The 26,644-nt window shown below is 45.4% G+C and carries 24 protein-coding genes and 2 pseudogenes; 4 read left to right on the forward strand and 22 right to left on the reverse strand.

Annotation, left to right across the window (positions count from 1 at the left end; all coding sequences use genetic code 11):
- The first annotated feature begins 257 nt into the window (after nucleotides 1–257).
- Nucleotides 258–1,420, forward strand: a protein-coding gene (locus C0Q44_RS01385) for an IS3 family transposase (protein WP_374955061.1) whose coding sequence is annotated in 2 segments (ribosomal slippage) — nucleotides 258–522 and nucleotides 522–1,420 — 1,164 coding nt in all. Because the reading frame shifts where the segments join, the coding sequence is not laid out codon by codon here.
- 761 nt (nucleotides 1,421–2,181) lie between these two features.
- On the opposite strand, the gene C0Q44_RS01395 is transcribed toward C0Q44_RS01385, so the two are convergent.
- From C0Q44_RS01395 to C0Q44_RS01465, 15 genes are all read right to left on the reverse strand, one after another.
- Nucleotides 2,182–2,784, reverse strand: coding sequence for a hypothetical protein (locus C0Q44_RS01395; protein ID WP_105405731.1), 603 nt, complete (start codon nucleotides 2,782–2,784; stop codon nucleotides 2,182–2,184).
- Nucleotides 2,785–2,992: 208 nt separating this feature from the next.
- Nucleotides 2,993–3,946 (reverse strand): class I SAM-dependent methyltransferase, encoded by a 954-nt coding sequence (locus C0Q44_RS01400; RefSeq protein WP_105405732.1) that lies wholly within the window; start codon nucleotides 3,944–3,946, stop codon nucleotides 2,993–2,995.
- 5 nt (nucleotides 3,947–3,951) lie between these two features.
- Complete coding sequence (locus C0Q44_RS01405) at nucleotides 3,952–4,800, reverse strand: FkbM family methyltransferase (protein WP_105405733.1); 849 nt, start codon at nucleotides 4,798–4,800, stop codon at nucleotides 3,952–3,954.
- Nucleotides 4,801–4,840: 40 nt separating this feature from the next.
- Nucleotides 4,841–5,653 carry an ABC transporter permease gene (locus C0Q44_RS01410; RefSeq protein ID WP_105405734.1) on the reverse strand — a complete coding sequence of 271 codons (813 nt, stop codon included), beginning with the start codon at nucleotides 5,651–5,653 and terminating at the stop codon, nucleotides 4,841–4,843.
- A 4-nt stretch (nucleotides 5,654–5,657) separates the two neighbouring features.
- Nucleotides 5,658–6,467 (reverse strand): ABC transporter permease, encoded by an 810-nt coding sequence (locus C0Q44_RS01415; RefSeq protein ID WP_017690646.1) that lies wholly within the window; start codon nucleotides 6,465–6,467, stop codon nucleotides 5,658–5,660.
- A complete protein-coding gene (locus C0Q44_RS01420; protein ID WP_105405735.1) occupies nucleotides 6,445–7,449 on the reverse strand; it encodes an ABC transporter ATP-binding protein in 1,005 nt (334 codons plus the stop codon). The genes C0Q44_RS01415 and C0Q44_RS01420 overlap by 23 nt, the downstream gene beginning before the upstream one ends.
- A 32-nt stretch (nucleotides 7,450–7,481) precedes the next feature.
- Nucleotides 7,482–8,660: a radical SAM/SPASM domain-containing protein gene (locus C0Q44_RS01425; RefSeq protein ID WP_105405736.1), complete on the reverse strand. Its 1,179-nt coding sequence runs from the start codon at nucleotides 8,658–8,660 to the stop codon at nucleotides 7,482–7,484.
- A 42-nt stretch (nucleotides 8,661–8,702) separates the two neighbouring features.
- Nucleotides 8,703–9,797 carry a radical SAM/SPASM domain-containing protein gene (locus C0Q44_RS01430; RefSeq protein WP_036668363.1) on the reverse strand — a complete coding sequence of 365 codons (1,095 nt, stop codon included), beginning with the start codon at nucleotides 9,795–9,797 and terminating at the stop codon, nucleotides 8,703–8,705.
- Nucleotides 9,798–9,824: 27 nt separating this feature from the next.
- A complete protein-coding gene (locus C0Q44_RS01435; protein ID WP_258166118.1) occupies nucleotides 9,825–10,991 on the reverse strand; it encodes a UDP-glucuronosyltransferase in 1,167 nt (388 codons plus the stop codon).
- Nucleotides 10,984–12,342: an ATP-grasp domain-containing protein gene (locus tag C0Q44_RS01440; RefSeq protein WP_105405737.1), complete on the reverse strand. Its 1,359-nt coding sequence runs from the start codon at nucleotides 12,340–12,342 to the stop codon at nucleotides 10,984–10,986. Before C0Q44_RS01440 ends, C0Q44_RS01435 begins: the two co-directional genes overlap by 8 nt.
- On the reverse strand, nucleotides 12,339–12,590 hold the full coding sequence (locus C0Q44_RS01445) for an acyl carrier protein (RefSeq protein WP_105405738.1): 252 nt from the start codon (nucleotides 12,588–12,590) through the stop codon (nucleotides 12,339–12,341). Before C0Q44_RS01445 ends, C0Q44_RS01440 begins: the two co-directional genes overlap by 4 nt.
- Nucleotides 12,591–12,603: 13 nt before the next feature.
- Nucleotides 12,604–13,545 (reverse strand): NAD-dependent epimerase/dehydratase family protein, encoded by a 942-nt coding sequence (locus C0Q44_RS01450; RefSeq protein WP_308737410.1) that lies wholly within the window; start codon nucleotides 13,543–13,545, stop codon nucleotides 12,604–12,606.
- 377 nt (nucleotides 13,546–13,922) lie between these two features.
- Complete coding sequence (locus C0Q44_RS01455) at nucleotides 13,923–14,978, reverse strand: hypothetical protein (protein ID WP_105405740.1); 1,056 nt, start codon at nucleotides 14,976–14,978, stop codon at nucleotides 13,923–13,925.
- Between the two features lie 49 nt (nucleotides 14,979–15,027).
- Nucleotides 15,028–16,524, reverse strand: coding sequence for a class I adenylate-forming enzyme family protein (locus C0Q44_RS01460; RefSeq protein WP_105405741.1), 1,497 nt, complete (start codon nucleotides 16,522–16,524; stop codon nucleotides 15,028–15,030).
- Nucleotides 16,521–16,736, reverse strand: a complete 216-nt coding sequence (locus C0Q44_RS01465; RefSeq protein ID WP_181150810.1) for a phosphopantetheine-binding protein — start codon at nucleotides 16,734–16,736, stop codon at nucleotides 16,521–16,523. Before C0Q44_RS01465 ends, C0Q44_RS01460 begins: the two co-directional genes overlap by 4 nt.
- Before the next feature lie 238 nt (nucleotides 16,737–16,974).
- Between C0Q44_RS01465 and C0Q44_RS30610 the strand changes: the two are divergent.
- Nucleotides 16,975–17,128: pseudogene (locus C0Q44_RS30610) on the forward strand (IS256 family transposase); the annotation flags it as partial.
- 718 nt (nucleotides 17,129–17,846) lie between these two features.
- Here the strand turns inward: C0Q44_RS30610 and C0Q44_RS01480 are convergent.
- From C0Q44_RS01480 to C0Q44_RS01490, 3 genes and pseudogenes are all read right to left on the reverse strand, one after another.
- A pseudogene (locus C0Q44_RS01480) lies at nucleotides 17,847–17,978 on the reverse strand (hypothetical protein); the annotation flags it as partial.
- Between the two features lie 341 nt (nucleotides 17,979–18,319).
- Complete coding sequence (gene rlmD / locus C0Q44_RS01485; protein ID WP_105405746.1) at nucleotides 18,320–20,125, reverse strand: 23S rRNA (uracil(1939)-C(5))-methyltransferase RlmD; 1,806 nt, start codon at nucleotides 20,123–20,125, stop codon at nucleotides 18,320–18,322.
- Between the two features lie 392 nt (nucleotides 20,126–20,517).
- Nucleotides 20,518–21,399 carry a diacylglycerol kinase gene (locus C0Q44_RS01490; RefSeq protein WP_105405747.1) on the reverse strand — a complete coding sequence of 294 codons (882 nt, stop codon included), beginning with the start codon at nucleotides 21,397–21,399 and terminating at the stop codon, nucleotides 20,518–20,520.
- A gap of 526 nt (nucleotides 21,400–21,925) precedes the next feature.
- On the opposite strand from C0Q44_RS01490, the gene C0Q44_RS01495 reads away from it, so the two are divergent.
- Nucleotides 21,926–22,642, forward strand: a complete 717-nt coding sequence (locus C0Q44_RS01495; RefSeq protein WP_105407565.1) for an NPP1 family protein — start codon at nucleotides 21,926–21,928, stop codon at nucleotides 22,640–22,642.
- 231 nt (nucleotides 22,643–22,873) lie between these two features.
- Here C0Q44_RS01495 and C0Q44_RS01500 read toward each other — a convergent pair whose 3' ends face one another.
- Nucleotides 22,874–23,287 carry a DUF4395 domain-containing protein gene (locus C0Q44_RS01500; protein ID WP_105405748.1) on the reverse strand — a complete coding sequence of 138 codons (414 nt, stop codon included), beginning with the start codon at nucleotides 23,285–23,287 and terminating at the stop codon, nucleotides 22,874–22,876.
- 150 nt (nucleotides 23,288–23,437) lie between these two features.
- Nucleotides 23,438–24,364: a ketopantoate reductase family protein gene (locus C0Q44_RS01505; RefSeq protein ID WP_105405749.1), complete on the reverse strand. Its 927-nt coding sequence runs from the start codon at nucleotides 24,362–24,364 to the stop codon at nucleotides 23,438–23,440.
- A gap of 169 nt (nucleotides 24,365–24,533) precedes the next feature.
- Here C0Q44_RS01505 and C0Q44_RS01510 point away from each other — a divergent pair, with 169 nt between their 5' ends.
- The gene (locus tag C0Q44_RS01510; protein ID WP_105405750.1) at nucleotides 24,534–25,091 is read left to right on the forward strand and encodes a TetR/AcrR family transcriptional regulator; all 558 of its coding nucleotides are present in this window, start codon (nucleotides 24,534–24,536) and stop codon (nucleotides 25,089–25,091) included.
- 350 nt (nucleotides 25,092–25,441) lie between these two features.
- On the opposite strand, the gene C0Q44_RS01515 is transcribed toward C0Q44_RS01510, so the two are convergent.
- Nucleotides 25,442–26,209 carry a sirohydrochlorin chelatase gene (locus tag C0Q44_RS01515; RefSeq protein ID WP_105405751.1) on the reverse strand — a complete coding sequence of 256 codons (768 nt, stop codon included), beginning with the start codon at nucleotides 26,207–26,209 and terminating at the stop codon, nucleotides 25,442–25,444.
- A gap of 1 nt (nucleotide 26,210) precedes the next feature.
- On the reverse strand, nucleotides 26,211–26,501 hold the full coding sequence (locus tag C0Q44_RS01520; RefSeq protein WP_017690665.1) for a YerC/YecD family TrpR-related protein: 291 nt from the start codon (nucleotides 26,499–26,501) through the stop codon (nucleotides 26,211–26,213).
- Between the last annotated feature and the right edge of the window lie 143 nt (nucleotides 26,502–26,644).

The raw sequence follows: 26,644 nt of genomic DNA on the forward strand, positions 1-26,644 counted from the left end.
CAGTATTTTTATTATTTCAATATATAAGACGAAATAACAATGATTTTGTAACAGGTGATCAGAAAGAACACTGACATAAACTCGAAAAAACGATAAGCTTTTAAAACTTCTCCTACACATTCTGTAATTTCTCGACTTTTATCGGAACATTGATAAAAAGAAAGACAGCCATTTGGTATTATCCCCTTTTAGTAGACAAGAGAAAAAAGACATCTGTTAAGATGGACTTAATCTTGCCAAACGAAGGGGATTTTTTCATGGCTAAAAAAGGACAAACTTTCCGGCGGTACTCTTTGGAATTGAAATTGGGGGCGGTCCGGCTAGTCAACGAGGAACATATGAGTATACGTGAAGTGGCGAAACGTTTGGATATTCAAAATAAATCTCAGGTACAAGTATGGGTAACGAAAACGAAACAGGGATTGAGTCTAGAACCTGCTGCATCCAAACGGAGACGCCTTAAAACAACGTTTTCCAGTATCGAAGAAGAGATGGCCTATTTGCGGGCGGAGATTGAATACTTAAAAAAGCAGTATCCAAATCTACACAAGGAGTGACGCGTAAAGTTGCCAGATTTCAAATCATAGAGGATCTGCGAGCACGCCATGATCTGGCTTGGCTCTTGAAGTTAGCTGTGGTTTCCCGTTCGGGCTATTATAAGTGGAGAAAAAATAGACAGGCGACAAGTGAACGTAGACAAAAAGAACATGAATTGGAATCGCATCTACTTGCCATTCATCGCGTTCATCCCTACTTTGGTTACCTTCGAATGACGGTGGCTTTACGGAGAGAAGGCCTCAGGGTTAATCACAAAAAGGTGTATCGATTAATGAAACAATTAGGGATCTGTTCTGTCATTCGAAAGAAGCGTCGATTCTTTGGGAAACAAGCTTCTGTAGTGAATCCAAATCGGCTAGAACGCCAGTTTCAAGCGGGCTCACCACGAATGAAGCTGGTTACAGACATCACTTATATTCGCGCTGGAGAACGGTTTGTGTACCTCTCTGTTATTCAGGATTTATATAATAACGAAATTGTAGCGTGGCATCTTTCTGAACGAAATGACCTTGCTTTGGTTCATGAAACGCTGGATAGACTCCGTCAGCACGTAGATCTAAGTGGCGTAATCCTGCATTCGGATCAAGGGTTTCAATATACCTCGAAACCTTTTAACCGTAAATTGGAACAGCTCGGCATTCTAGGCAGTCACTCTAGGCGTGGAAATTGCCTAGACAATGCCTATATCGAGTCCTTTTTCTCTCACTTAAAAACCGAGAAAATATACTTGAATAAGGCTGCAAATAAAGCTGAGGTTGAACAACAAGTGAGCGAATACATTTTGTTTTACAACCAAAATCGATTTCAGAAAAAACTAAACGACCGTTCTCCAGTAGAATACCGGGAAACGGCCGCAGCTTAATCTTGTCTTTTTTGTGCTGTCTACTTGACAGGGGTATGACCAATTCGGCTGTCTTCAAGTTTGGAGTTTGAATTAAAAATATAAACTACACTTTGGTTTTATTACCTTAGACCTGCGTATGGTTTTTAACCAACATCGCCACCGACTCCACATGACCAGTGTGCTGTAACAAAATCAAAACAAAAAAAACGGCATCTCTGCCGTTTGTGTTTAAAGTGTTGATGCAGACAGCGGCGGCTTCTCTGTTCGCGGCGGTTTTCATACGATGAACAGACACATGCACAGTATGCCTGTTCATGCGGCTCATTTCTAGCAATATTAGATGTGATTTTACCTGAAAGCCTTTAACATTAAAAATAATTGATTATTAAAATGCACTTCATTCGTATATATTTTTGTAAATAAACCAATGCACTTGTCTATGATTTCCCCAGTGAACTTTTGGGACATGATGGCTTTATTCGAATAGATCCTTACTGTCTTCCAGTCATGAATAATTTGGTCCAATAACGGGTCAAGCGTATGTTTTGCATTGATATGATCAATGTTGTACTTATAGAGAGTATTTAACCTGTATTTCTCAGAACATTTTCTATAAATAGTACTGCTCAGTGTTTCTATAATCGTTTCATTTTTTATAATGAGCTCGTAATTTTCCGCCAACAACAGTATATTTTTCAAACTTTCCGTTATTTCATTTTGATACCTGCACATATTTTCTACGAATGTATTGATGGTTGTGTGTGCTAAATTCTTATTGTTCAAGATCTCATGGTTACCGGGGGCACTAGCGCATATTCCCAAAAGTAGTCTGGCATCTTTACGTGTTCCGAAGTCATGCATGACCATTTAAATTCTGGAAATGGAAGAGAATATTGTCTGTATTCTGTAATATCATCAACCGTATATATTTGCTCGTTCGTAAGATTGAAGCCATAGACAAAAACAGGGTGCAGTCCATGTTTTTTGTTATAGTAAAAGTCTCTCCCGCGTTGATAAAATAAATCAATAAATATGGAAATCGGATGACCACTTGAAATAGAGTTTATGATCTCATCTTGTAACGTATCTAGTGCAGGGGATTTTTTACGAATAGAGATCCCCATTTCCTCAAGGATCTGATCTCCCTCCTCAAGATCCAACACCTCTAACTTGAAATATCCTCTTGTTTGTATTTTTTGTTTATCAAATCTATAAATACTAATAACATTATTCAAAATCGGCAACTCATCTTTTTTAAAATATCTGGCAAGCGTTAACAACAAATTGTAGCCGCAATTAAAATAAGGAAAATTATGATGAGGAAACATTTTTGTCATGCCGTCGAAGGGCTGAAAGGTGTCCAGGGAAATAATTTCTTCCATAAAATATTTCTCCTATACTTGGGCGTGTCTTGAAATCCTCTGAAGTGCATCTTTTACCGCCTTTTCGCCCCCTGCTGCGTCACTTTCCCTTGACGTGCTCCGGCACGCCTGCGGTAAACTTCCTGGCTTGGAACGAAAATTCGGCAAAATCTGCTTCCTTCATCGTTTTCAGACACGCCCTAAAATTATTGTTGATATTACGGCTATATTACCTCTTAACAAGGTTCATCATACGGTATTGCCGCGTTCCAGCCTTCATCTCTTCATATTTCTTCGAGCCGGGCAATGCGATGAATTCATTGATATCTCCAATATTCGTGCTCGCTTTGGCGTTGCTCGCAATCCCTTGTGTGCCAGTACGCTGCTTCGCACTCTCATCACATGATAGAAGAACATTCGAAGTCACATCCTGATTGCGGATTACAGACAGGCCTGCTTCATCTAACAGCCTGATGTTCTGTGCTACCTGATCTCCCAGCATCAGCTCCGTATACAGAAATACGCCGCCAACTCTCATTATCCGGTACACCTCTTCATAGAATCGTGATCGGTTCGGATAGGCATGTGCGGATTCTATATTTAACACCACATCGAAGCTCTCGTCTGCAAACGGTATATTCTCCGCATCGCCGACGAGATACAAAGATTCACCCCCTCGGGATTTGGCATTGCAATAGGCAATATTCGCCGGGCAGATGTCGAGACCGACAATAGACAGCGGCTTGAAATATTTAGACAGAGCTGCTATGTTCCCTCCCCTGCCGCATCCGATGTCGATCACCTGCCGCTCCCGAATCGCCGTCCTGCCCACTGTCTCAAGCAGCAGCTTGACCGAGTTTCTATTCCATGCATCGTCAGGCTCGATCACCGCATGTTGCTCATTCCCGTGCGGGACGTAACCATAGTTTAAGAAGGTTGCGAATCGGCCTATACCGGACAGCGCAAGGGAGTGCGAAATCTCGCTATAATCCCGAATTTCAGCCTCTTTCCGGTTCCATTCGGAAGGGTGGACAAACTGCTCACGCCGGTCGAGCATCGATACATAACGGTCGTCGTTCGTATATACCGCATCGCAGCTGCAGCATTGCAGCAATGCCTCCGACTGGACCAGCACGCCCTTGCAGCTGGAGCATACCAACCTTGCATGCAGATGCTGTAGCATGACTATCACCCAGCCGACGTATGCATTTGATTCAACGCGTACACATTATAGTAATTTGGGATATTCAAATCTTCGTAGTAATCGATCACGGCATAGAAGCCGTTGGTTTGGAAGATGTTCTCGAGCCTGCTGATCTGCTCTCCGTCCAGTCCGTGTACCTCCATTACAATTTGCCTGATTTTGCCCCAATCTTCCGGTTGGATGCCTTCCAGCACCTCGAACTCACTTTTTTCCACGTCGATTTTGAGCAAATCAATTTGGTTCAGATCGTAAAAGCGGATCATTTCGGAGATCGTAGTTAGCTTGCAACGATAGATTTGTTCATTCAGAAGCTTCGGCGACATAAGATGATCGACAAAGCGGTTTAGCATTCGCCGGTCAGCGAAATTATCTTCGTAATGGTTGATTAACCCGTATCGGAGATCTTGATCGTGGTTCTCCCTGTATTTGATCTGGACAGAGTCCGTGGACATCGTAGGAAAATAGGCAAACTCCGCTTCCTTGATCTCATTGGAAAGCCCGACGTTAACCGTCGTTACGCGAGGCAGGGAGCTCATATTCATCTTCAAGAGTTTAAACGTCGGAGGCAGTGGCTCAAAGGCATATACCCTGCAGTCGCTCTTGCTGCTGACATATAGGCTGAACATGCCGATATTAGCCCCGACGTCCAGGACCGTGCCATGATCCGGAAGCGTAATCCCGTGCTTGAAATACATCTCCTTGTGGAAAATCTCGTTGTAGAGAAACTCGGTCTCGCCTTCGTTATTTTGATAGATTTCAATCCCGTTGTGCAGCCGTTTCTTTGTAATGGCCTCTGTCTGCAATGGATGACGCTCATGCTCCGTCTTGCTCATTCAATTCACCTTCTCAACAATTTGTTTGTAGGGCATTTCTCTAACTGCTGGCGCTTTCATAGCGTTTGACGGCCAGCTTCCAGAACAGCCTGACCACTAGAAGCGATATAACGGGAGCTACAAAAATCCATATCCCAAGGAACAAGTCCAATCGATCAATCAAATAAATCGAAGGCATGTTGGTGATGAACAAGATCGGCACAACATACAGCCCTATTCTCCGCAGCCATTTGGGGTATATGTACATCGGCATATTGTTCAAATCCCAACATTTGTCGAGTATTTCGAAGATCGAACCGGATTTCACCGTCCAGAAGGCAAGGATTTGCGGAAGTAGAAGTACCGAATAGGTCACGATTGTGCTACTCAAGATCACGCCGATATATCCGGCCACGTGGATCAAGCTTGGCTCGATGTCAAGACGCCGCCAGGCCAGTGCGATCATCGTGATCCCGGCGATCAGGTTCGGGATCGGAAACGCGAAGTTAACATGCCGGAACGAAATCATGAACTGCAGTGATAGCGGCTTCGTCATATACAAGTCCAGCGTCCCGTTGCGGATATGGCCGGCGAATCTATAAAAGTTATCCATAAACAGTCCTGTATAGATTGCGATCATAATCGTATAGGTCCCCGTGAAGATCAACATCTGGTCAGGAGAAATGCCATTGATTTCGATCCCGAGCTGGAAAACGAACAAGATATAGATCAGCTTGGAAAACAGAAATACGGTCTCCATGATCAAACCGGAGTAGAAATTCGCTTTGTATTCCATGTAACCGACCAAGCTGTTCTTTGCGAAAATAAAGAACATACGTACATGCTTCCGAAACTCCGTCAAGCTGATACTCACAGATCTAACCTCCAACGGCTACATATTTCCTCATCCCGGAATCCCACGACAACTTCGAAATCATCATAAGCACAATTACCCAGACCGCCTGTAAGAGGAGTCCGCGCACGATTTCATGAATCGCCATGCTCCCATTGATGATGTTAACCGGGAAGAATACGACATATTGAAACGGTAAATAGCTGGAGATTCTGGCAAACGTATCTCCGAAAATATTAAGCGGAAAGATGGCACCACTGAGCAGATAGACACCTTGATTGAACGCGATATAAACGCCCCAAACCTCGGTAATGATGAACGCGAGAGCACTAATTGAATAAAAAAGCAGGAAGTTGATGAGCAGTCCGAACAGAATGCTGACCAGGAACATAACGATCTGCACCCCTCTAAGCTGAAACCCCCAAATCTGAGTAAAAACGATCATCAGTATGACGAATAAGACAAGGACGACCCCGATCTGAACCGTTTTCCCACCGAAAAAATTGCATATCCGATAGCTGAAATAATGAATGGGCTGAGCGATAAATTTGCTCAGTCCACCCGTCTTGATATCATTCGCGATTTCCCCTTCGAAGCCGGCAGAAACCAGCTTGGAGACGACGCCGGACAACACGGAATAAATGATGATCTGTGAATAAGTATAGCCATTAATAATCTCCTGCGGCGAACTGCGAAACACGGCCGTCCAGAGGAAACATTGGACGAGAATGATGAAGCCGCCGCTGATGATACTCATAAAGAAATCGGTCCGATACTCCATCGCATTCTGAAGCGCAAGGATGTACGTCCTTTTATACTTCTGTAAGGCTTTCATGTCTGACCCCATCTTTCTGATACAAGCTTTCGATGCCTCGCTCGACAGGTATATCTTCAACTGTGAAATCGAGGATCGGGAACCGGTCCAGCATCATCTTGGAAAGCCGCTGGAGGTCATGCTTATCGATCTCCATGACGGCATTCATGCCGTCATGTTGCATGATAGCGCCATAGTCGCTTAGCGCTTGCCTCGGCACTTCGTCCGTAAATTGCAGCTTGATGATCTTTTTTGCATGAAACAGCTCGTTCACACGCCGAAGATCGCCGTCGTATACGATCTTCCCTTGATTGATGATGATCGTTCGTTTGCATAAATCCTCAATATCCGCCATATAGTGGCTTGTCAGAATGACCGTTGCTTTCGTCTGCTGGTTGTAATTCTTCAGGAACTCCCGAATGCGCTTCTGCGAAATCAGATCGAGTCCGATTGTAGGTTCATCCAGAAAAATCACCTTAGGCCGGTGGATGAGCGACGCAATTAGCTCCATCTTCATCCGTTCCCCAAGCGAAAGCCTACGTACCTGAATATTGAGCAGATCTTTAACATCAAGCATCTCCGTAAGCTCATCCAGGACAAGGTTGTAGGGCTTATCCTCGACCTCATAAATGCATTTGTTCAGGTACAACGATTCGTTCGCCGGTAAATCCCACCACAACTGCGATTTCTGCCCCATCACGATCGAGAACTGCATCTTGAATTCTTTTTTTCGCTCCCAAGGGACATAGCCTAATACCTTCGCTTGCCCGCTTGTCGGATACAAGATGCCGGACAGCATCTTAAGCGTAGTTGTTTTGCCGGAACCGTTCGGGCCTAAGAACCCAACCATCTCGCCTTGCTCGATTACAAGTGATATCTCGCTAACCGCTTCTTTGATCAGTGATTTCCGCTTCACTAAATTTTTTAGCGATTTTTTGAAACCCAATTCTTTTTCGTAGTAATTGAAGCTTTTGGATAAGCGTTCCACTTGGATAATGCTCACTGGTTCACCTCATTTATGCTCATGTAGAATAGTTAAACACCGTGCAAATGCAAGACACTGCACTTGGAACATGCCGGTGTCAGTCGTTCATCCATCATTTCCCTTATCCTTCTGTAGGTCATGCCGTGCCATAATTCCTGTACGGACGCTTCATTTAATTTGCCGATCTCGAACTCTTTGAAAAATTTGCATGCAACAATCGTTCCATCGGGCGTAATATCCATCCGGTTCGAGAGAGCCAGGCACTTCTTGTTCATCGTGCCTTTACTCTTCACCTCTTTGCCGAGCACGAAATCTTCGATCTGGTCATAATCCAGATTCGGCTGGTAGCGTAAACGCATTTTCCAGACCCGATTATTCACCCGGTCCAACTCGCTCATCAAAGCAGGGATACGCTCCGGATCGAGCTTGTAGTTAAAGGCGTGCCAGCTTCGTTCGCCCTTGTGCTCGCTCGCCGCAAGGAAGTCGAACTTCTGGTCAAAGTAATCGTCCATTCCCTGCGTGCATTCGTCCGAGATGTACCACGGGAAGCAGACCATGACCATATCTACACCGACGCCCTCCAGAAAGTCCAGCAGATCGTACAGCTTGTCGGTCATAGCATCGTTAACGACGGTATGGATCGTAATTTTGCCCTTGAATCGGTTTTCCTTGCGCAGCTCGACTAGCATCCGAATAGCATCTATCGCCTTGTTGAATACCCCTTTGCCGCGAAGCGCATCATTCTCTTCTTCGAATCCATCAAGTGCAATGAGCAGCTCCAGGTTGTCGGATATTCTCAGCAAGGCGTCCAGCTTTCGCTCGATCAGCATCGCGTTCGTGCAGATCGTCGTCTCGCGAGGATAGGCTTCAAGCAAATCGGCCAAACGGTCGAAATGGCTATATACGAGCGGCTCGCCGCCCCAGATATAGAGTCTCGACTTAGCTGGTTCCGTCTCGAGGATCAGCTTCTCCAGCAGCCCGTAGTCGAGCTGTTCCCGCTGCTGCTCCGGTGTCATAAAGTGATGATAGCCGGTGTCGTTCCATTGATAGCAATGCTTGCAGCGCAAGTTGCATTGGTTCGTCAGTTTAATCCCGACCGACTCTGGCAACGGTGTCGCGTAACCCGCTATTTTCTCCATGTTCCGCTTGGTTTCCACCGTATTCTTGATAGTACGTTTCAATATTTGCAAATCCTTTGGGGAATGTTTAATCTCTGATTTTGGATTCATATCAACACACCCTTCTTAAACTTATTAGGTCATTCACATGAATCAATAGATATAATACCTTGAACAAGCCGTACAAATCGGAAGCATATTTTTTTTCATATACGCGCGATAATCTTTGTACTTGTCACTACTCCAGATATCCAGCAAACTCTCTTCGTTCACGTTGCCGAAGGTCAAATCATAGAAGGCATGGCAGGGCGAAACGTCGCCCCTTGCCGTAATCTCCGCATAAACCCATGGAAGGGAGCACCGATTTCGTTTATCAGCCATCTGATGGAATTGCCCCGAGAAATAGTTGCTCAAATTTTGTTCATCTATCGTCTTCGGATAGGTGATCACATGGATGCGATTTTTCAAGCAATACGCTTTAACATTATTGAGCTGTCTCGTCAATTCCGGAATATCGATCTGGCTGAACGAACTGGTGTCCCGCCACACCATCCCCTTGGCATAAGGAGCTTCATGCACGTCGAATTTGTCACTAAGAACCTCCACATATTGGGCATACTGCTCTTCCGTTGCATAGAGCTGCACTTCCATGCTGATATGGTCCAACATCGACAAGTCGATATGCTTAAAGAAAAATTCCTCAACGTACATATAGTTCAAAGGCGTAATGATAAAGGATACACCCATTTTCGGAAATTGCTTGCCCTTGCTTTCCCGAAGCTCATAAAGCTTCTCGATCCCCTTGATTACTTTCTTGAATACGCCTTTGCCTCTCTGCTTATCGTTGATTTCCTCAGGGCCGTCGAGCGACATCCAGATCTTATTTGGAGCAGTCTCGACAAGCATCTCGGCATGCTGCTCAAGCAATGTGCCGTTCGTGGGGAAGTCCGCTTTACTTCCATAGTGATTGATCATGGCGAGGATGTCGCTCAGCCAAGGGTACATCAGCGGCTCGCCGCCGAAGAAATCGTAATACGGCTTGCCCGGGCTGCATTCGACGATGATCTTTTTAATGAGATCCGGATCCAGATGCGCTAACGTTTTTTTGCTTTTGTAGGGCCCTTCGAGTCCCCACTCATAGCACATCTTGCATCGTAAATTACACTCCTCCAACAGCTGCATGACGATCCATCTCGGATAGCTTGTCTTTGTCTTATCTTGGACGACACTCAATTTGTTTACGCTCATCGCATAACCCCTTCTGCCATTGAAATCTTACCCCTTCGTTAACGCGACTCTCGCACAATAATGATCCACATAATTCGTCCGTTCTCCGGGTCTGTTCATGATCGCTTGATGCATCTCCTTAAGGACCTCTACGGAAAAATCCATCTCCCGCCACTTCTCGTAGCGTATTCCGAACCCCAGTGACTCCCACAATTCCAAATTGCTAAGCTCGTGACTTCCGAACGGCTCCAGCAAAATAAGAGGGGTTTCGGATGCAAGCGAGTCGATTAATGTGCCCGCTCCCGGCTTGGCCACGATAGCCATCGCCTCCGAAGCGATATCGTATAACCAATGATGATCAACCTCAGCGGCGTATGACTTCGTGTCTTCTCCCGTTATTTCGATGTATGGCGGAAACTCGTGCAGGCCGTTCGCACTCTTCACCCATGCACACCATTCCGGATCGTTCATCCAATATCGGTGATCGGGATCGGGCTTCGCTTCCTTCCAATCGTAAGCTACGATATCAAGCCCATAGTTATGGCCGGCAAGCTCTGGAATTGTACTTTGATAAGTGCCCATCCCCCAGCCGCCGCCATGAACAACAAGCCGCCGCTTCCTTGAGTCGAAGGGCAGTGGCGTACGATGAAGAACTGGGATTTCGCATCGAATCTCCATCTTGTCGGTGTCATAGAGACAAGCATTGTAATAATACTCGTCATAGTGAGGATGAAACTTCTTCAAGCTCTTCCAAGACGGGGCCAGATCTGAATCGACGTAGAGCAGGTCTACATGAATTTGATTCGGCAGCATCTTCTCCCTATACAAATCCAGAATATAGATCCAGTGTCCGGATAACGATATGAATTCGTACCGGTCTTCCGCTTTCCACGCCTCCAGCAATAGCTCGACCTGGGCATAATCAATGCTGTTGCGTATATCCATCGGCATTCGGGCCGATAAATTGGCAAGTGCGAAATTATTGTGGTAAGCCTTTCTGCTGTCTACAATATGATCCATCTTGTCTTGCTCCAAATAGCTTTCGAACACGAGCACTTCCGTCGCGATATCCCTTTTCTCGAAATCACTTGCAGCTAACAGGCCGGGAATATAGAAACCCAGACCGAAACCCGAGCATAGAATCGTCAGTTTCCGCTTACCCATAAAATTTCTTCCTCCATTCATGGCTTCAAGCGCTTCGGAAGCATCAGCCAACGATCTTGAAGGATAACGACGACAGCACCTCCTTAACCTTAGCGGTCAATCGTTCGTTATCCCATTCCCCCTGGATCAACGAATAATATAATCTGCCTTTCACCTGCTTATTCCGGATCCCCTTGCACTCGCTGACAACTTTGTTAATAAGGAGCGTATTCGCGCTTAACGGTAAAATACCGAATCCTCGATCAGGCTTATATAGAACACCCTCGCGGTCCAGCGATTCAAGCAATTGATCGAATGATACATCGCATGCAAACTGTAAAGTCGCATGCGTCATGCTCCCGGCCGTGTCGTGCTTCTTCAGGTAACGGTCAACGTAATGCTTGATCAGACTCATCGATCTTCTTGCATTCACCTCAACAATCGGAACAATGCGGCCATCTGTCAACAGCATAGAATCGACGCATACGTCGCCGTGATAACCCGACCGATAAAGCTCGCGAGCCGCCCGTTTCATTACATCAAAATACTTCGCTTCCTGCAGCATATGAAGCAACCTATCGTCTGCTGTATAGGAGCCTTGGTAAGCGAAATTGTGATTGACCAACTGCTGCACTGAGATATGTCGGTAAGTACCGTCCGGATCGATGTGGAATTGGCAAGAAAAATCCAATTCCTTGCGGAGGAACGGCTCAATAATAAACCGAACCGTTTTTCCCTTGCTGCACTGATCGGCGACATAGGATGTGACTCGCTTCAAAATCGCTTCCGACTCGATCAGCAAATTCCCTTTCCCGGATACCCCAAACTCATCTTTGATCAGGAAGGGGCCTTGATTCAGCAAAGTCAAGCCGCTTGCCAGCAGCTCTTCGGGAGAATAGACCGTCTGGCTGTCACACTGAAGATCAAGGCGACGGTTCAATTCGGTTGAATACAGCTTCGAATTGACAGTCTGAACCGTTTCGATAGCTGGAAAATCCTGTTCCAGCCCGTAACGCGCTGCAGTACGATCCGCCCCCGGAATGACGGCAAAGGGCGACAACCGGGCGCCGTCCAGCAAGTAGAGATCCATGTCACCCATTCGATCGGCTGATGTGAGCAGGTCGAATATATTGGCGGTTCTGCCTGCGCTTCCTACATCAGGACTCTCGAGATCGGTTGAATTGGAAAGAAATTTAAATCCGATCTCATGCAAATACGCTTTATGGCAAACGTTCATTCGATAGCGAGTAATGAGCTTATCCTGCGCCTCGCAAAATGGGAAGAGCAGCTCATCCATGGCCATCACGATATTCTCCATTTCAGGATCGTGAAACGACGGCAGTTTGGCTAGATTAGGGTCGCGCCAGAAGCGTTCCGCGTCAAATGTCCCGATAATGAGCTCGAACTTGCGTCTATCGTTCATACAGGCGCTGTTTTCTGCAGCTCCGAGATATAATTGCAGAAGGTCGTTACCGACTCCATGAGATTGAAGTCGAATTGTTCAAAATCGATTTCAATACCGAAATGCTCTTCCACCTTTAATACAAAAGTAATTAGCTGTAAAGAGTCCAATCCCCCGTCTTCCATGATGTTGGAATGCTCGTTCAAACTGTTTGCCAGTTGGGCGTCTTCCTTGATTTCGCATATCATCGCTATGATCTGTTCTTGCATAGGTACCTCCCGTTTAATGGATATATTGACCCTGGTAATAATGGATCGTTCTAGCGAGTGCATCATGCAAACTGATCGCCGGTTCCCAGTCCATAATCGTCCTTGAAATGGTAATATCCGGCTTCCTTCTCCTTGGATCGTCTTCCGGCAGCGGGAGAAACTCTAACTGCGCGTTAGACTTCATTAACTCCTTCAATATTTGGGCGACTTCAAGTATGGTGACTTCCTCCGGATTCCCCAAATTGACTGGCTGTTCATACGTGGTGCTCAGCAGTCTCACAATCCCTTCCAGCAAATCGTCGATATACTGAAAGCTTCTCGTCTGTCTGCCGTCGCCATAAATCGTAAGGTTTTGCTTGGACATGATTTCATTAATGAAATTGGTAATGACGCGTCCGTCATTTAAATCCATCTTCGGGCCGAATGTATTGAAGATCCGAATGACCCTTACCGGTATACCGTATTTCCTGTTCATCCAGTAGGTGATCGCCTCTGCATAACGCTTCGCTTCGTTGTAGCAGCTTCTTGCTCCAACCGAATTCACGTTGCCATAGTAGCTCTCCGGCTGAGGGTGAACAGTTGGGTTACCGTAGATCTCGCTTGTTGAAGCCAAGAAGAAAGCAGCCTGCTTTTCTTTGGCCAGATACAGCAGATGCATCGTCCCTTCGCTGTTGACCCTCATCGTTTCGATCGGATAGGACAAATATTTGGGCGGACTGGCAGGACTGGCAAAATGCATCACCCAATCGACAGGGCCTTCAATTGCGAGCGGATAAATGACGTCATGCTCGATAAACTTGAAATTTGGCGACCGTAAGAGATTGTCTATGTTGACAGTAGATCCGGTCAGAAAATTATCGACGCCGATAACGGTATGGCCTTCCCGCAGCAGCCTCTCGGCAAGGTTGGAACCGATGAAGCCTGCGACTCCTGTTAATACAATGAATATTATGATCCCCCCCTTTGCTTAAGGTTTGTGAAACCACTATTAATTCAATCGAACAGGTATGGTTCTATGCATGAATCACAAGATGTCGGGTTAAATAACAGGAGAGATTCTTGAGGTGAGTGGATTCGCTGTGGTTGTGCCGGAAAAAAGCGCTTGAAGCAATGCGGATCGTTGAAAGACAAGAAAGAAATAGGCTGTCAGCAAACGGAATCTTTAAGACAAGAGTAACGGTTTGGCTTACTCAATACGCTGTATCGCAACGATTATAATCCCGGCATCACTCCCTCCATAAATATGCCCGGATCACCACCGGCTTCGGGCTAAGGCTTCTATTCGGGTGCAAGAAGAGATATCCACAACTGAGATCATCTGCTCCCTCAACATTACTGAATGCCTACCTTCTTCAGCCATCGTTCAAGGAATATGGATTCTTCATTTTCTATATTCGTAATCAGCGTTTGAAAACTTTCGGAAATACTCGTATCCCTTGTCAAATTATATTTAATCGCTACATTCACAAGTATCTTTGCCTGAAGTTCAATGGCTGTGAATTCATCTATATGTTCTTGATTTAATTTAATTAAATGCCGATTATCGTACAAGTACTTGAGTCTTAGCGTCATTATCTTCTTATGATCATAAAGTAAATGAAAGGGTCTTATATCCAGCATAGCCTTATGTTCCGATGTCTCTTTCGCATAATTTAATAGCGTTGTGTATATTTGCATGCCGAAGTCAAGATTATCCCTGTCGCCCCCATAGTTGAACATCTCCCAATACTCCGGCGTTTTCTTAGTGAAATAATTTCTTATAGAATTCACTAGAGTATCTGCATTGAATTTATCCTGATATTGATCATTGAATGTATACAGATAAACCATTTCTCTTAGATAATCATGATTCGTTGTTAGATGATTCGTGTCGAACGCAAGATTGAAATCATTAAATGATATCTCAGCCTGACTATACACGCCGTTCTTGAAAAAATCGGAAACATACAATATCTCTCTATCCAAATCATAGCCGTAAACAAATATGTCATGATGCAATTGAAGTTTATTGTAGCGATCGCTTAGGGGCACGTAGAAATAATTGACCATGGTGTGGACATAGTTATTAGCATTAATATTTTCTATAATAAAATGAATAACAGAGTCCCATTTAGTTGTTACAGTATCTCTATGTATCTTTTGAGTAGTAATCCATTTGCACGCATCCGAAGGCCGCAGCTCATAAGTCAGAGGGAAATAAAAATCTCCCCAATGGTGTTTATAATCTTTGTTAATAAATAATTGGATATAATTGCTAAATATCCATGGGTGTGCGCACTCGTAATGGGTAAGTATGGACAAGAGATGAGCATGTTGCGTATAGGTTGTAATCATAGGATAACTGACCGGCAATATTTCTCTTCCCAATGTTTGAGTTGAATTCTTCAACCTTTCGTTCACCCCTCGTTATTTGGTTAAATGGCTTAAGGATGCCGAATCAGTATATCTCATTTAGCAATAAGCGCTTCGTACTTGCCCTGTCCAGTTTTCCTGTTTTTGTTTTTGGAATACTATCTATAACCCTCCATTGTCTAGGCACTTTATACGATGACAAGTGCAAGTTGCAATGTCGTGTCAGTGCATCTATATCAACCAGGCATTCATTAAAAACTTTCAGAAATGCGATAGGCACTTCGCCTAACAGATCATCGTGTACACCAACAACCATGACCTCCTCCACTTCTTTCAAGCCGTACAAAAATTCCTCGATTTCTTCCGGATATATATTGATACCGCCGGATATAATGATATTCTTCTTTCGACCTGTGAGTATAAGGCACCCTGATTCATTCCAATACCCCAAATCTCCTGTCTTTAACCAACCCTCAACAATGGTAACGTTCGTTAACTCCGGGTTTTTGTAATAACCAAGCATCACATTCGGGCCCTTGACCCAAATTTCTCCTGTAGCAGCATTTCCTTTAACCTCATTCTCTTCTTCGTCAACAAGCCGAATAGAAACACCACTGACGGGTGACCCACAGGAAAGGCTGCGGTCTCCCCGTTCCATCATGCTCACCCGCGGAGAAGCTTCTGTTAATCCATAGGTTTGAATAATGTCCGCTTTGGGAAACACAATCTGAAGATGGTCTACTAATTTCGCGGGAATCGCCGCACCGCTAATCACAATAAATTCAATAGAATCAAAGGCACTCCAGTTTGTTGTCTGATGAAAATCGGAAACAAAGTGCATCAATTGCGTAGGAACCGCTGAGAATGCCGTGACCGCCTTATTCTGAAACAGTCTAAACGCTGTGCGCGGCAGCAAGGGCAAGCTGATAAGTTTAATTCGGGTTCCATATAGCATGCAAGAAATCAATTGCGTGACAATCGTAGAACTGAAATGAACGGGCATCGTTACAAGAAACGAATCTTGATCCGTATACCCCACCTTTCCGCCATGTGCCAACGCATTCGTTAATACATTCCAATGGGATAACATAACGATTTTAGATTTTCCGGTTGTGCCCGATGTAGGAAGGAGAATCGCACATTGATTGGGATCGGACTGATTTGTTAACGAGATCGATTCAAACGAAGGCATTGGTTCTTGCGATAAATCCTGAGCGGTAACCCAAGGAATGTCGCAATTTAAATGCGTAGGCTGTGCATATTTGCTGATAACCAATTTGGCGTCACTGGCATTTAAAATATTTTCAATTTCAGTATTGGATGCCGAATAAGGAACCGGTACTAACACATATCCGCAGAATTGAATGCCCAGCGCCGCAATAATGAACAAGGGCTCATTATTTGTGTATAATGCAAGATGACTTCCGGACTCAAGCTCAAAATTCTTGTGGATATATAAAGAAATCAAATAAGCTTCTGTCATCACCTCTGCGTAAGTCCATTGCTGGTTTAGATCTTCAAGGATAATATGATCTTGTCGATCAGAGGCCTCCAGAAATAGACGCTGAATGATAGTCATCATAGCGTTTTCTCAGTCAAATAATTAAGGATTAATCCAGCCGTGGAGAAATTCTCAAATAACAGATCTTCATCAGGGATCGAGATGTTAAACTTCGATTCCATTAAAACAATAAGCTTGATGAAGCCTACTGAATCGATCCCTTGGTCCAACAAACGGGTATCGCGGCCTTCCGGATACTCGATGTCCAGCTCAGCAAAAATTTCATCTCTCAAGATAGATTCTATTGATTTAGACATCATATTCCCCCGTTAGATAATCTTTTAGAAAGGCTGATTAAAGAGGATAGTATACGTGATGAGCAAGTGAAAGTGATTTTGAAGAAGAATAAGTTCATAACGATAAACAAGCTGAATTTGCACTGAAAGAGTTGTTTGCAGAGATGCTGCAATTCATGTTGGAGGTGGAATATGACACGGTTCAGGTCATAAAAAGCTTGACGCGAAGAGTACAACGACGGAAATACTTGAGGGTTACCATCGTCAACATCGCAAAGCCTAAAGAAAAAAGCATTTTCCCAAGCAATGAAGCGTTGCTGAAAATGCTCTACAAAACTACGATGAATGTCACTCATAAATGGACAGGGCGTGTAAAAAACTGGGACTAAGTACCCCATCAACTCTCCATTTTCTCCCTCGACGGGATTGAACTATATTGCGTAAAGTTTTGCTTGGAGAGCGTTTACATTAGTAGATTTACAGCACCAAGCGCCCGATATATTTAATATAATTACAAATATACCAATTGTCAACAGTTTTGAAAAAGCCCGTTGATGCCCTCTGGAATTCCATTTGCGATTGTTTCAAAATGTGTATGGTAAAGGGAAAATATAGTTAACGCAACCATTCCAGTCATAAAGAATACGCCCAATACAATAAACATTGTCAGAATGCTTCATAACCACAATGTCGAAGTGTTTTCGTCTAGGGACTGTACGAGTATCCAGCGGCAGAGGGCGCACTATGTGCGAGAGTTGCTATTGTGCGGATTGCGGGGCAGGAATGAACTATAAGAATGACCGTCATTCCTACGTCTGCTCAACGTACACGGTTGTTAAGGAATTAGAAATGGTACAGCATGAAATTAGCAAATTGGATAAAGACCTTGTTAAGCTTACGAGGAAACGGATGAGCGGAGATATTGATAAGGAGATGTTCAACGCATGCTGTGGGGCTGTCAAGAACGAACGTCAATCATTTAAGAAGAACGGCTCGACTTCAAACTGGAATCGCTCACGAACACGATACAGAATCACGTGTATCGGCGTCCAAAGCTGAGTTAATGAAGTTTGCCTCGCTTTGACGTCCAATCGAAATCAGTTACAGCTCTAGCACATGGGTAAACACGGTTTCCAGTACCTCTTTCATCCGTTCGGAACGAAAGCGGTTGATGGTACGAAAGTCTGGCTGTTGGCGCGCGGCGAGCCACATGAACATGATATTTTCACGAACCGCCCTACAAGGCTTCTCTGCCCACATTTGGCTACAAGCGTGATGATAAGAAGCTTCTACTTGATGAGATCTATGCCCCTATAGTTCAAGAAAGAAATTTCACCTCTATCTGTATTAGGATTAGGGTGTGTACAAAAAAAGACACGGAAGAACAACTCCGTGCCTATATAAAGCAATTATCCCGCTTCACCGAACTTCAAATTGAAGGTCAACAAGTCTTTAAGCAGGCACTTCAAAGACTTATTCAAAAAAATCGAAGTTATTAAAGACGGTTGAATCAAAGCCATACATTACATATTTCCCGTCCTCAATCCATAAGGAAGTTGGAACAACAAGAGGCGTAGGAATTAATCCTGCCCCTTCCATTTTAGCAACGCACAGCACTCAACATGCACAGTATGTGGGAACATGTCCACCGGCGTTACCTCTACCGTGCGATACCCGCCATCCTCCAGCACTCGTAGATCACGTGCCAACGTACTCGGATTACAACTCACGTACACCACTCGCTCTGGCTTCATCTCCAGGATCGTTTCCAGCAAACGTGGATCACAGCCCTTGCGCGGTGGATCGACGACGATCACATCAGCTTCGATGCCTTGTTCTTTCCAGCGTGGGATAACATCCTCGGATGCGCCGACTTCAAACTTCACGTTACGCATCTCGTTCAAGAGCGCATTGCTGCGCGCATCCTCGATGGCTTCAGGCACAATCTCTACCCCGTACACCTGATCTGCATGCTGCGCCAGGAAAAGAGAGATCGTTCCGATGCCGCAATAGGCATCGATGACAGTTTCTTTACCACTCAGTCCTGCGTACTCTACCGTCTTCCCATACAGCACTTCCGTCTGCACCGGATTCACCTGATAGAACGAACGTGCCGAGATCGCAAACTGCACATCACCGATATAATCATAGATTACATCACGGCCCCACAGGACGCGGGTCTCATCGCCGAATATGACGTTGGTCTGTTTCTTGTTTACATTCTGGCAGATACTCGCCACATGCGGAATCGCTTCACGGATACTGCCAATCCATTCGTCTTTGTACGGGATGTCTCGGCCATTCGTGACCAGAACGAGCATCATCTCACCTGTACGGAACGCCTTCTTCACGACCACGTGGCGCAGCAGGCCGCGACCTGTCTCTTCGTTATATGCGCTTATTCCAAAATGACTGCCGATCTCCTTCACCTTCGCAACCACTTCGTCGTTATGCTCATGCTGAATGAGGCAGCTCTCCATATCGATGATCCGATGGCTTCCTTTCGCGTAAAAACCACCTACCAGGCCACCCTCGGATGCTCCAATCGGCACCTGTGCTTTATTTCGATAGCGCCATGGCTCGTCCATGCCCATCGTAGGCAGTACGCGAATACCCTGCTCCGCATCTTCGTGCATGACACCTTCAAGGCGAAGACGAATACGGTTGCTGCCGATCATTTGTACTTCAGATGTAGCCAGTCCAGTTGTCTGATTCGCATCCTGTTCCAACCGTTCTGCCAGCTTCGCCTCACCAACTGAAGCGTCATCCTGCACACGCTGTTCGGTGCCCTCTTTATCATCCTGCACATCGGATACCAACGTCTCTGCATCCTCCACCATCACGTTCAACTTGCCAATTCGCTGCAAATTATCGACCACCAACTGGCGTTTCCACGCAAGCTGACCGGCATAGCTCATATGCTGGATCTGGCAGCCGCCGCACTGATCGTAGATCGGGCAAGGCGCGGACACACGATCCGGGCTTGCTTTCACGATCTCCAGTAACTTGGCGTAGCCATACTGTTTCTTCGTCTTTATCACGCGCACACGCACAGTTTCACCGGGAAGTGCACCCTGCACGAAGAGCGTGTATCCATTCGCGCGACCTACGCCCTCACCGTCATGGTTCATGCCAATGATGTCGATGACGGTCTCTTCATTTTTGCTAACGGGTAGTCCTTCGATTGGTGCAGATTCACGCGCTCTCCCCTTTGGACGAACGGCAGAAAGAGATGCGCCTTGTGGCCGCACCTCTTTTCCTTGCTGACGTGGTGATGGACGAGATGATTGACTTGGCTGACGGGACGCTGAAGCGTTCCCTTGCCCCTGAGAGGCAGCCGAATTCCGGCGGTTTTTTCCACGACCGCTGCGGTTCGTATTAGACAACGTACATTCACTTCTTTCTTCTTATATGGTATCACATCAAAAATAACGTTCCGAATTTCTAATGAACTTCAGAAACGTTATATCATCCTCAGATGATGTTTTCCGACCTTTTTCAGTCATTTTCTCCAAAATTACGATGCTGAGATTCGTTAGATTCGCAGCTTCGGCATTTTCCACACATTAAGGCTTTCTGAATTCGATAAGCTCAACGCATAGTGACCACATGAGATTATACTAGATCCCACCGAACACAGCAACTGGAAAATCCACTTCCAGCCGCCTTAGCGCAGAGCTGTATCCAACTCTCCTACTACCTGTACAATGCTGTGCAACCACTACTGAGGCATCCATGCTTTTCGCAAGCGACACACATGGTCCCAACCCCCACATTCTTAACGATACAATTGCAGATGATGCTTGAGGTTCGTGAATGTGGCCGGCAATGTGCCGCCCAACTCTCCATCCAAGTTCAACTGTACATAGCCCGGCGAAGTGACTTCCATATGATCCGTTTGAAAATGTACAACCTTCTTGTCATTCAAATGCTCGCCGCGCAGCGCAAGCGTTACAAGGCGGATCATATCGGCCAGATTACATTTGCGGACACCGATCACATCGAACAGACCATCATCAATGGTCGCACCCGGAGCCAGCTTCTCGAAGCCCCCGACCGAATTGGTATTGGCGATGAGGAATAACATGAATTCATCATGGATCTCCTCCTGACCATTGGCACGAATAATCAGCTCCTGCGGAGACAGGCTCGCCATTTTTTCAATGCCCTTCATATAATAGGCCAGTTGCCCAATCATCGTTTTCAGACGACTCGGTACTTCATAGGTCAGTTCAGTCAATGATCCGCCACCGGCGATGTTGATAAAATATTTATCATTCGCTTTGCCCAGATCGAGCGGACGAAGCTGCTGGTTAATGACCAGATCCACGTAATCTTCCCACTGTCTCGGAATGCCGAGTGCACGTGCAAAATCATTCGTCGTTCCCAAAGGAAACACACCCAGCGGAGGACGATTCTCCCGCTCAGCCATACCGTTAATGACTTCGTATAATGTGCCATCACCGCCAGCAGCAATAATCATGTCATATCCGCGTTCAATCGCAATTTCAGCTTCCCGAGTCGCATCACCTTCACCCGTTGTTGCGTGACATGAAGCTTCAATACCACCTTGGTCTAAACGTTGCAAAATATCAGCCAGACGTTTCTTCATTTCTTCCCGGCCTGAAGTCGGATTATATATTAAGCGAGCTTTTTTCATCTCATACGCCACCTATTCCACATTATCCATGAGTCTGAAAGACCTCATTATCTTACGTTAGATCAGTCCACAAAAGGGCATATTTTTACACAACAATGAACTTCCGTTCATTCTGCTCTAATCTTTCCTCTTACCTATATCTATGCACCAGGAATTCCGTCTCATTCCAAAGCCTTTATCTCCTATCATATCATCAAATGTAAAGATGTCCTAGCCTGTAATCTATACGTATATTTTTTCATATCAGAAGTCGCCAACCTATCCATTACCCAATAAACCTCTCGCACCTGTCTTGAATCTGTCCCACTTGGTTTCCAGTCATCCAGTCTCTTTAATCATCCATTCTGCCCGCTTGGACAGCAATTAGTCCTCGATACCTTCATATTATGATGACATACATATGCTACAAATTTACAATTATTGAGATCAAAAGACAAATATATCAAATCATTTTCCAGTATAGTCTTAGTGCAATCTAAATACTTCATTATATCCTGCTTACGAAGGAGAACTGTACATGCGAAAAATGAACAAAATGGTGCTCACGCTGATGGTCACACTCTTGGCCTGTATGCCTCTGATCACCGTTGCGGAAGCAGCAGAGATTAATCATGACCAGGTAGTTGGATTTCAAGAAATATCACCTATCACCGTGACACAAAAAGCAGCCAAACGCTTCCAGCCTTTCTTAAAAGTCTATCATGGATGTGTGCCTTTCCCCGCAGTGGATCAACAGAGCAATACCAGTGCTGGCTTGAATACTTCCGGGTCATCGAATGGAAACTGTAGCTCAAGTACAGGACAGATCTACTCCCGTTCCGCCTGGCACAATGGGGTATGGGCCATTATGTATTCCTGGTATTTCCCCAAAGACTCCCCTTCCTCTGGGCTCGGGCATCGTCATGATTGGGAAGGAATCATCGTATGGGTAGACAATCCGGCAGCGGCCAATTCCAAAATCCTCTCCATTGCGTATTCCGGTCACGGCCAATTCACAAAGGTCACACCTAGCAATACCAATACACAAGGCAATAATCCGTTAATTTCCTACAATAGTACTTGGCCGCTGAACCATGAGCTTGGCGTTACCAGCGCTGTTGGTGGAACTCAGCCTTTAATCGGATGGGACGATCTGACTTCGGCGGCACGAAATGCGCTAAACACCACGGACTTTGGCAGTGCCAACGTGCCCTTCAATGATAACAATTTCACCAACAATCTGAACAAGGCTTGGTTTAGGTAATTAAGATAGGTAGATAAATGAGATGATACAATTTAAATCTTTTCTGTGCTCGTGCTAGTTCCTGTATATAAAAAAAGAAAATCCCTTCAAGTGAACAACTCACTTGAAGGGATTTCGTTATGAAGCGATCGTATTCCGATAGCTATATCGTTTCATCTAAAAGCTTGCTACAAGAAAGCTCCTCGAAGAATAGGTTGTTCTGTTATCTTATCGCTTTTTCAGCCAACCTCATTATCCGATTTTCCTGCCAGCACGAAGTTGTTTATACCAGAAATACACAGTGCAGCCCACACAATAACCCAACAGAGCCGCACTTGCAGCTGTGAGAAGCATTACGGAGAATACATAACCTGCGGCTACCCAGCCGAGCGAGAACGATATGAGTGCTAGCGACAGAAAAAGCACGGCCAGAATATTGTTGAATCGCTGTAGTTCCACTGCCTGAGTCTCTGTTCCTTTACCTGTCAACACAGCCTTGCCAATCTGAACAAACAGATTCAGTTTGCCACCTGAAACCAGCCCGACCCCTTGAATGATCCACAGCGCTCCAAGAATGAGTAGCGGATTGAACACCAACGAGAGCAGAACAAACAATACAATACCGACCTGATTCGCTTTCACATAGCGCATAGGTACTTCCCGCATTTTCATATCTCCTTAACCCCATTTAATTAGTTGGCTTTATTGTAGTTGGTACTTGGGCAATGAGCAATAGGGGCAGACCATATATTGAGAATTGGCCGCAATTTCAGCACTTTAAAAAGGTGGGTCCCTTTTCGACAGTGCAACTTCACTTCATTTGAGAATAGTAAAGTCTCTTTTTAGCACATCCCAATGGGGAGTCGGGGTGCCTGTTGCCTTTTTCCAATCGGTAAATGCGTGATTTAACGCTTCGATTTCACCAAAAGCACCAGCAACCAGTTTATAGATCGGAAGTATACTATAGATTTTCAACATCAGATAAATAATTCGTTTATGCTTGCGAATCAACTTAGCCTGAAGCTCAGGTATAATGGGAATGCCCATAGCTTCCAGTACGCGAAACCCCTCATCCATAGCCTCAATCATATGCATAAGTTGCTGCTTGTTTCCATCCAGCTTGATCATCTCACGCTTCTCATTAAAACTCACCGCATTTAGCATCAGAATGGGTACAAGATGGCTTTTCAGCCAAGCATCGATATGGTCCAGAACATTCAGCTTGTATTTCGCCTTCTCAAAGGCTTGATCCAGTATGGACTTAAAGGCAATCTCACCATCCAGCCCACCAATCACCATTTGCCCATTTGCTCCACCGATGGATATCATGCGGTCCTCTTGCCGCCGCCCGCCGCTGACTTGAAAACCGAACGCGACCCTTTTTTCCACATGGCTGTGTTTCTCCAAAAAGATTTGCATGCTTCGCGCATCTGCATTGTTGCCCACGATCACCATATTGCTGCTCTGATTGTCTGCCAGAACGGGTAGCACGGATGGGAAATCGTTATATTTCATCACCACAAAAATAAGATCATACGTATCGTCCACTTCTAGTATGCGGATTACGCGGACTGGGTCAACTGTCGTTTTACATTGAAATACATGTCGAATGACCACGCCATCCCTTTCCAGCTCCTCTGCCCGCTTTCCTCTGGCCAGAACGGTAACATCATTCCCTCCGCGCACCAGAACATGAGCCAACTGACTCCCCAATACGCCTGCGCCATAAACTAATATTCTCATCGGTTATCCCTCTATTTCGAATTTTTATGAATAATCGTTGCTTTATCAACATTTGTTGATAAAATTAGAGTAACAAAGCACCTGCTGAGCTTCAATCGCTAAAATATCCGTTATTGTTGAATAATCAACAAATCCGTACTTTGTGTTGAAAACCATCATAGGAGGGGCCATGGACAGACGAGTACTCAAGACACGAAAGGCGATCATCGAAGCTTTTGTAGCATTACTGGAGGAAAAGGATTTCGAGCACATTACGATCAACGATATTGCTGATCGGGCTAATGTAAACCGAGGAACGATCTATTTGCATTACACAGACAAGTTCGACCTGTTAGATCAATGCATCGAAATATATCTGCAACAATTAGTGGAAGCCTGCATGATGGATAGTCCCAAAACTCCGGTTACCGCAAAGGTTGCACTGCTCCGTACCTTCCGTTATCTGGAACAACACGCCGCCACATACACTACATTACTGACCAAGAAAGGCATTCCCGCATTTCGAAGCAAACTGATGACATTGTTAGTCCAAGGAGTCGAGGAACAGATGCATGTGTATGGTTTTGAAGGAGACATGAACAACGAGATTACGATACAGTTTCTGGCTTCTGCCGTCGTGGGTCTGTTGGAATGGTGGATTATGAATGCTATGCCCTACTCCGCGGAGGAGATGGTTGGACACTTAACCTCTTTGTTGGAGCTTCATCTGGACTTACCGAGGCCGTAATTACAGACAAACTTATAAGTAAAAGACTAGGGCTTGTCTGAAAACTCCGAAGGAAGCAGATTTTGCCGAATTTTCGTTCCAAGCAAGGAAGTTTTTCGCAGGCGTGCCGGGGCACGTCAAGGGAAAGTGACGCAGCAGGGGCGAAAAGGCGGTAAAAGATGCACTTCAGCGAGTTTTGAGACACGCCCTAGAACCATAGATCTGGTCAATCCGTGTAACGATCAAGTTGATAATCTAATCCTATATGGATGAGCGTAGTTATATTTTATATTTGTATACAAATAGGCTAAGCCCGTTATCAGGCTTAGCCTACTTCTATATTTAGAATAAATATCTCTCAGGAGGGATCTCTAGCAGCATCTCTCCAGCAAAATCTGGATCTGTCGCTCCATCCACTGCCCAAGCAGCGGATGGGGCAACAGCGTCTCACCGCTGTATGCATAGTCCAGTTCCTTCAGGCGCTCTGGAATCACATTCATGGTGAAGTAACCGGCACTCAGAAACAACGGTGCCACAATGACGCGACTCCCCTGCTCTTCGCTCCAGTACTTCGTCTTGTCGTGTACACTTTCCGGATTAAGCAGCGCATAATCTGTATGGGCTACACCGCTGACTTCCTGCACCCGCTTTGCAAGGGAGGAAATCCCTGCTTCCCAACGCTGGCGGAATCCGTCGCGAATGCTTCCGTGTCCTACGAGCAGAATCGTTTCCTTTTCCGGTTGCTGTGAGAGCGATTTAACTTTATCCCACACCATCAATGCGATATCCGGATCGTTATCCACCGGATAACCGAAGTGAACCCGGGCAGAGACACGGAATGGTTCCAGATCCGTCTCACGTTCCGGTTCAGGTTTGGCACCAATCGCATATTCAATCTCATCCACATGTGTACTACCGGACGACACGAATAGAGGCACCACCAACAGGTCGGTGACGCCCTGAGCTTCCAGTCGGTCGATACCGTCCTGAATCAGGCGCCCTTCCACGAGTTCAAGAAAACCGGCTTCGACGGGCAACGGGCTGGGCAGATTCAACCGGGAGATCGCGTCATCGACGGATTGCACCCAGGTCTGCTCCTGAGAACCGTGACTAATGATGAGTACACCCGGCTTCGTCATATTAGCGTCCCAGGCGTTCCAGCGTCATTTTATAACCATCATTGCCGTAATTCAGACAACGTTTAACACGTGAGATTGTGGCCGTACTTGCACCTGTCTCTGCCTCAATCTGGTTATACGTATTACCTTTGCCCAGCATACGAGCCACTTCCAGCCGTTGGGACATGGATTGGATCTCGTTTACGGTGCAGAGGTCATCAAAGAAAACATAACACTCTTCAATATCTTTAAGCGTCAAGATAGCCTCAAATAATTGTTCAATGCTTTTATCATTTAGCTTTTTCAGCTGCATTTCATCATCATCCCCTAGCGGTTACTGTGTACCTTCATTGTACTCACCCTGAGTTGGTATTTCAAGCGTTACCGTTTTCACGCAGTACAGAATAAAAATACATGTTACCGCTTACAAATGGTACTATTGTCCTTCTGACGCGG

Origin of the sequence: Paenibacillus sp. PCH8 (genome assembly GCF_002968835.1) — a bacterium.
Classification (GTDB): Bacteria; Bacillota; Bacilli; order Paenibacillales; family Paenibacillaceae; genus Paenibacillus.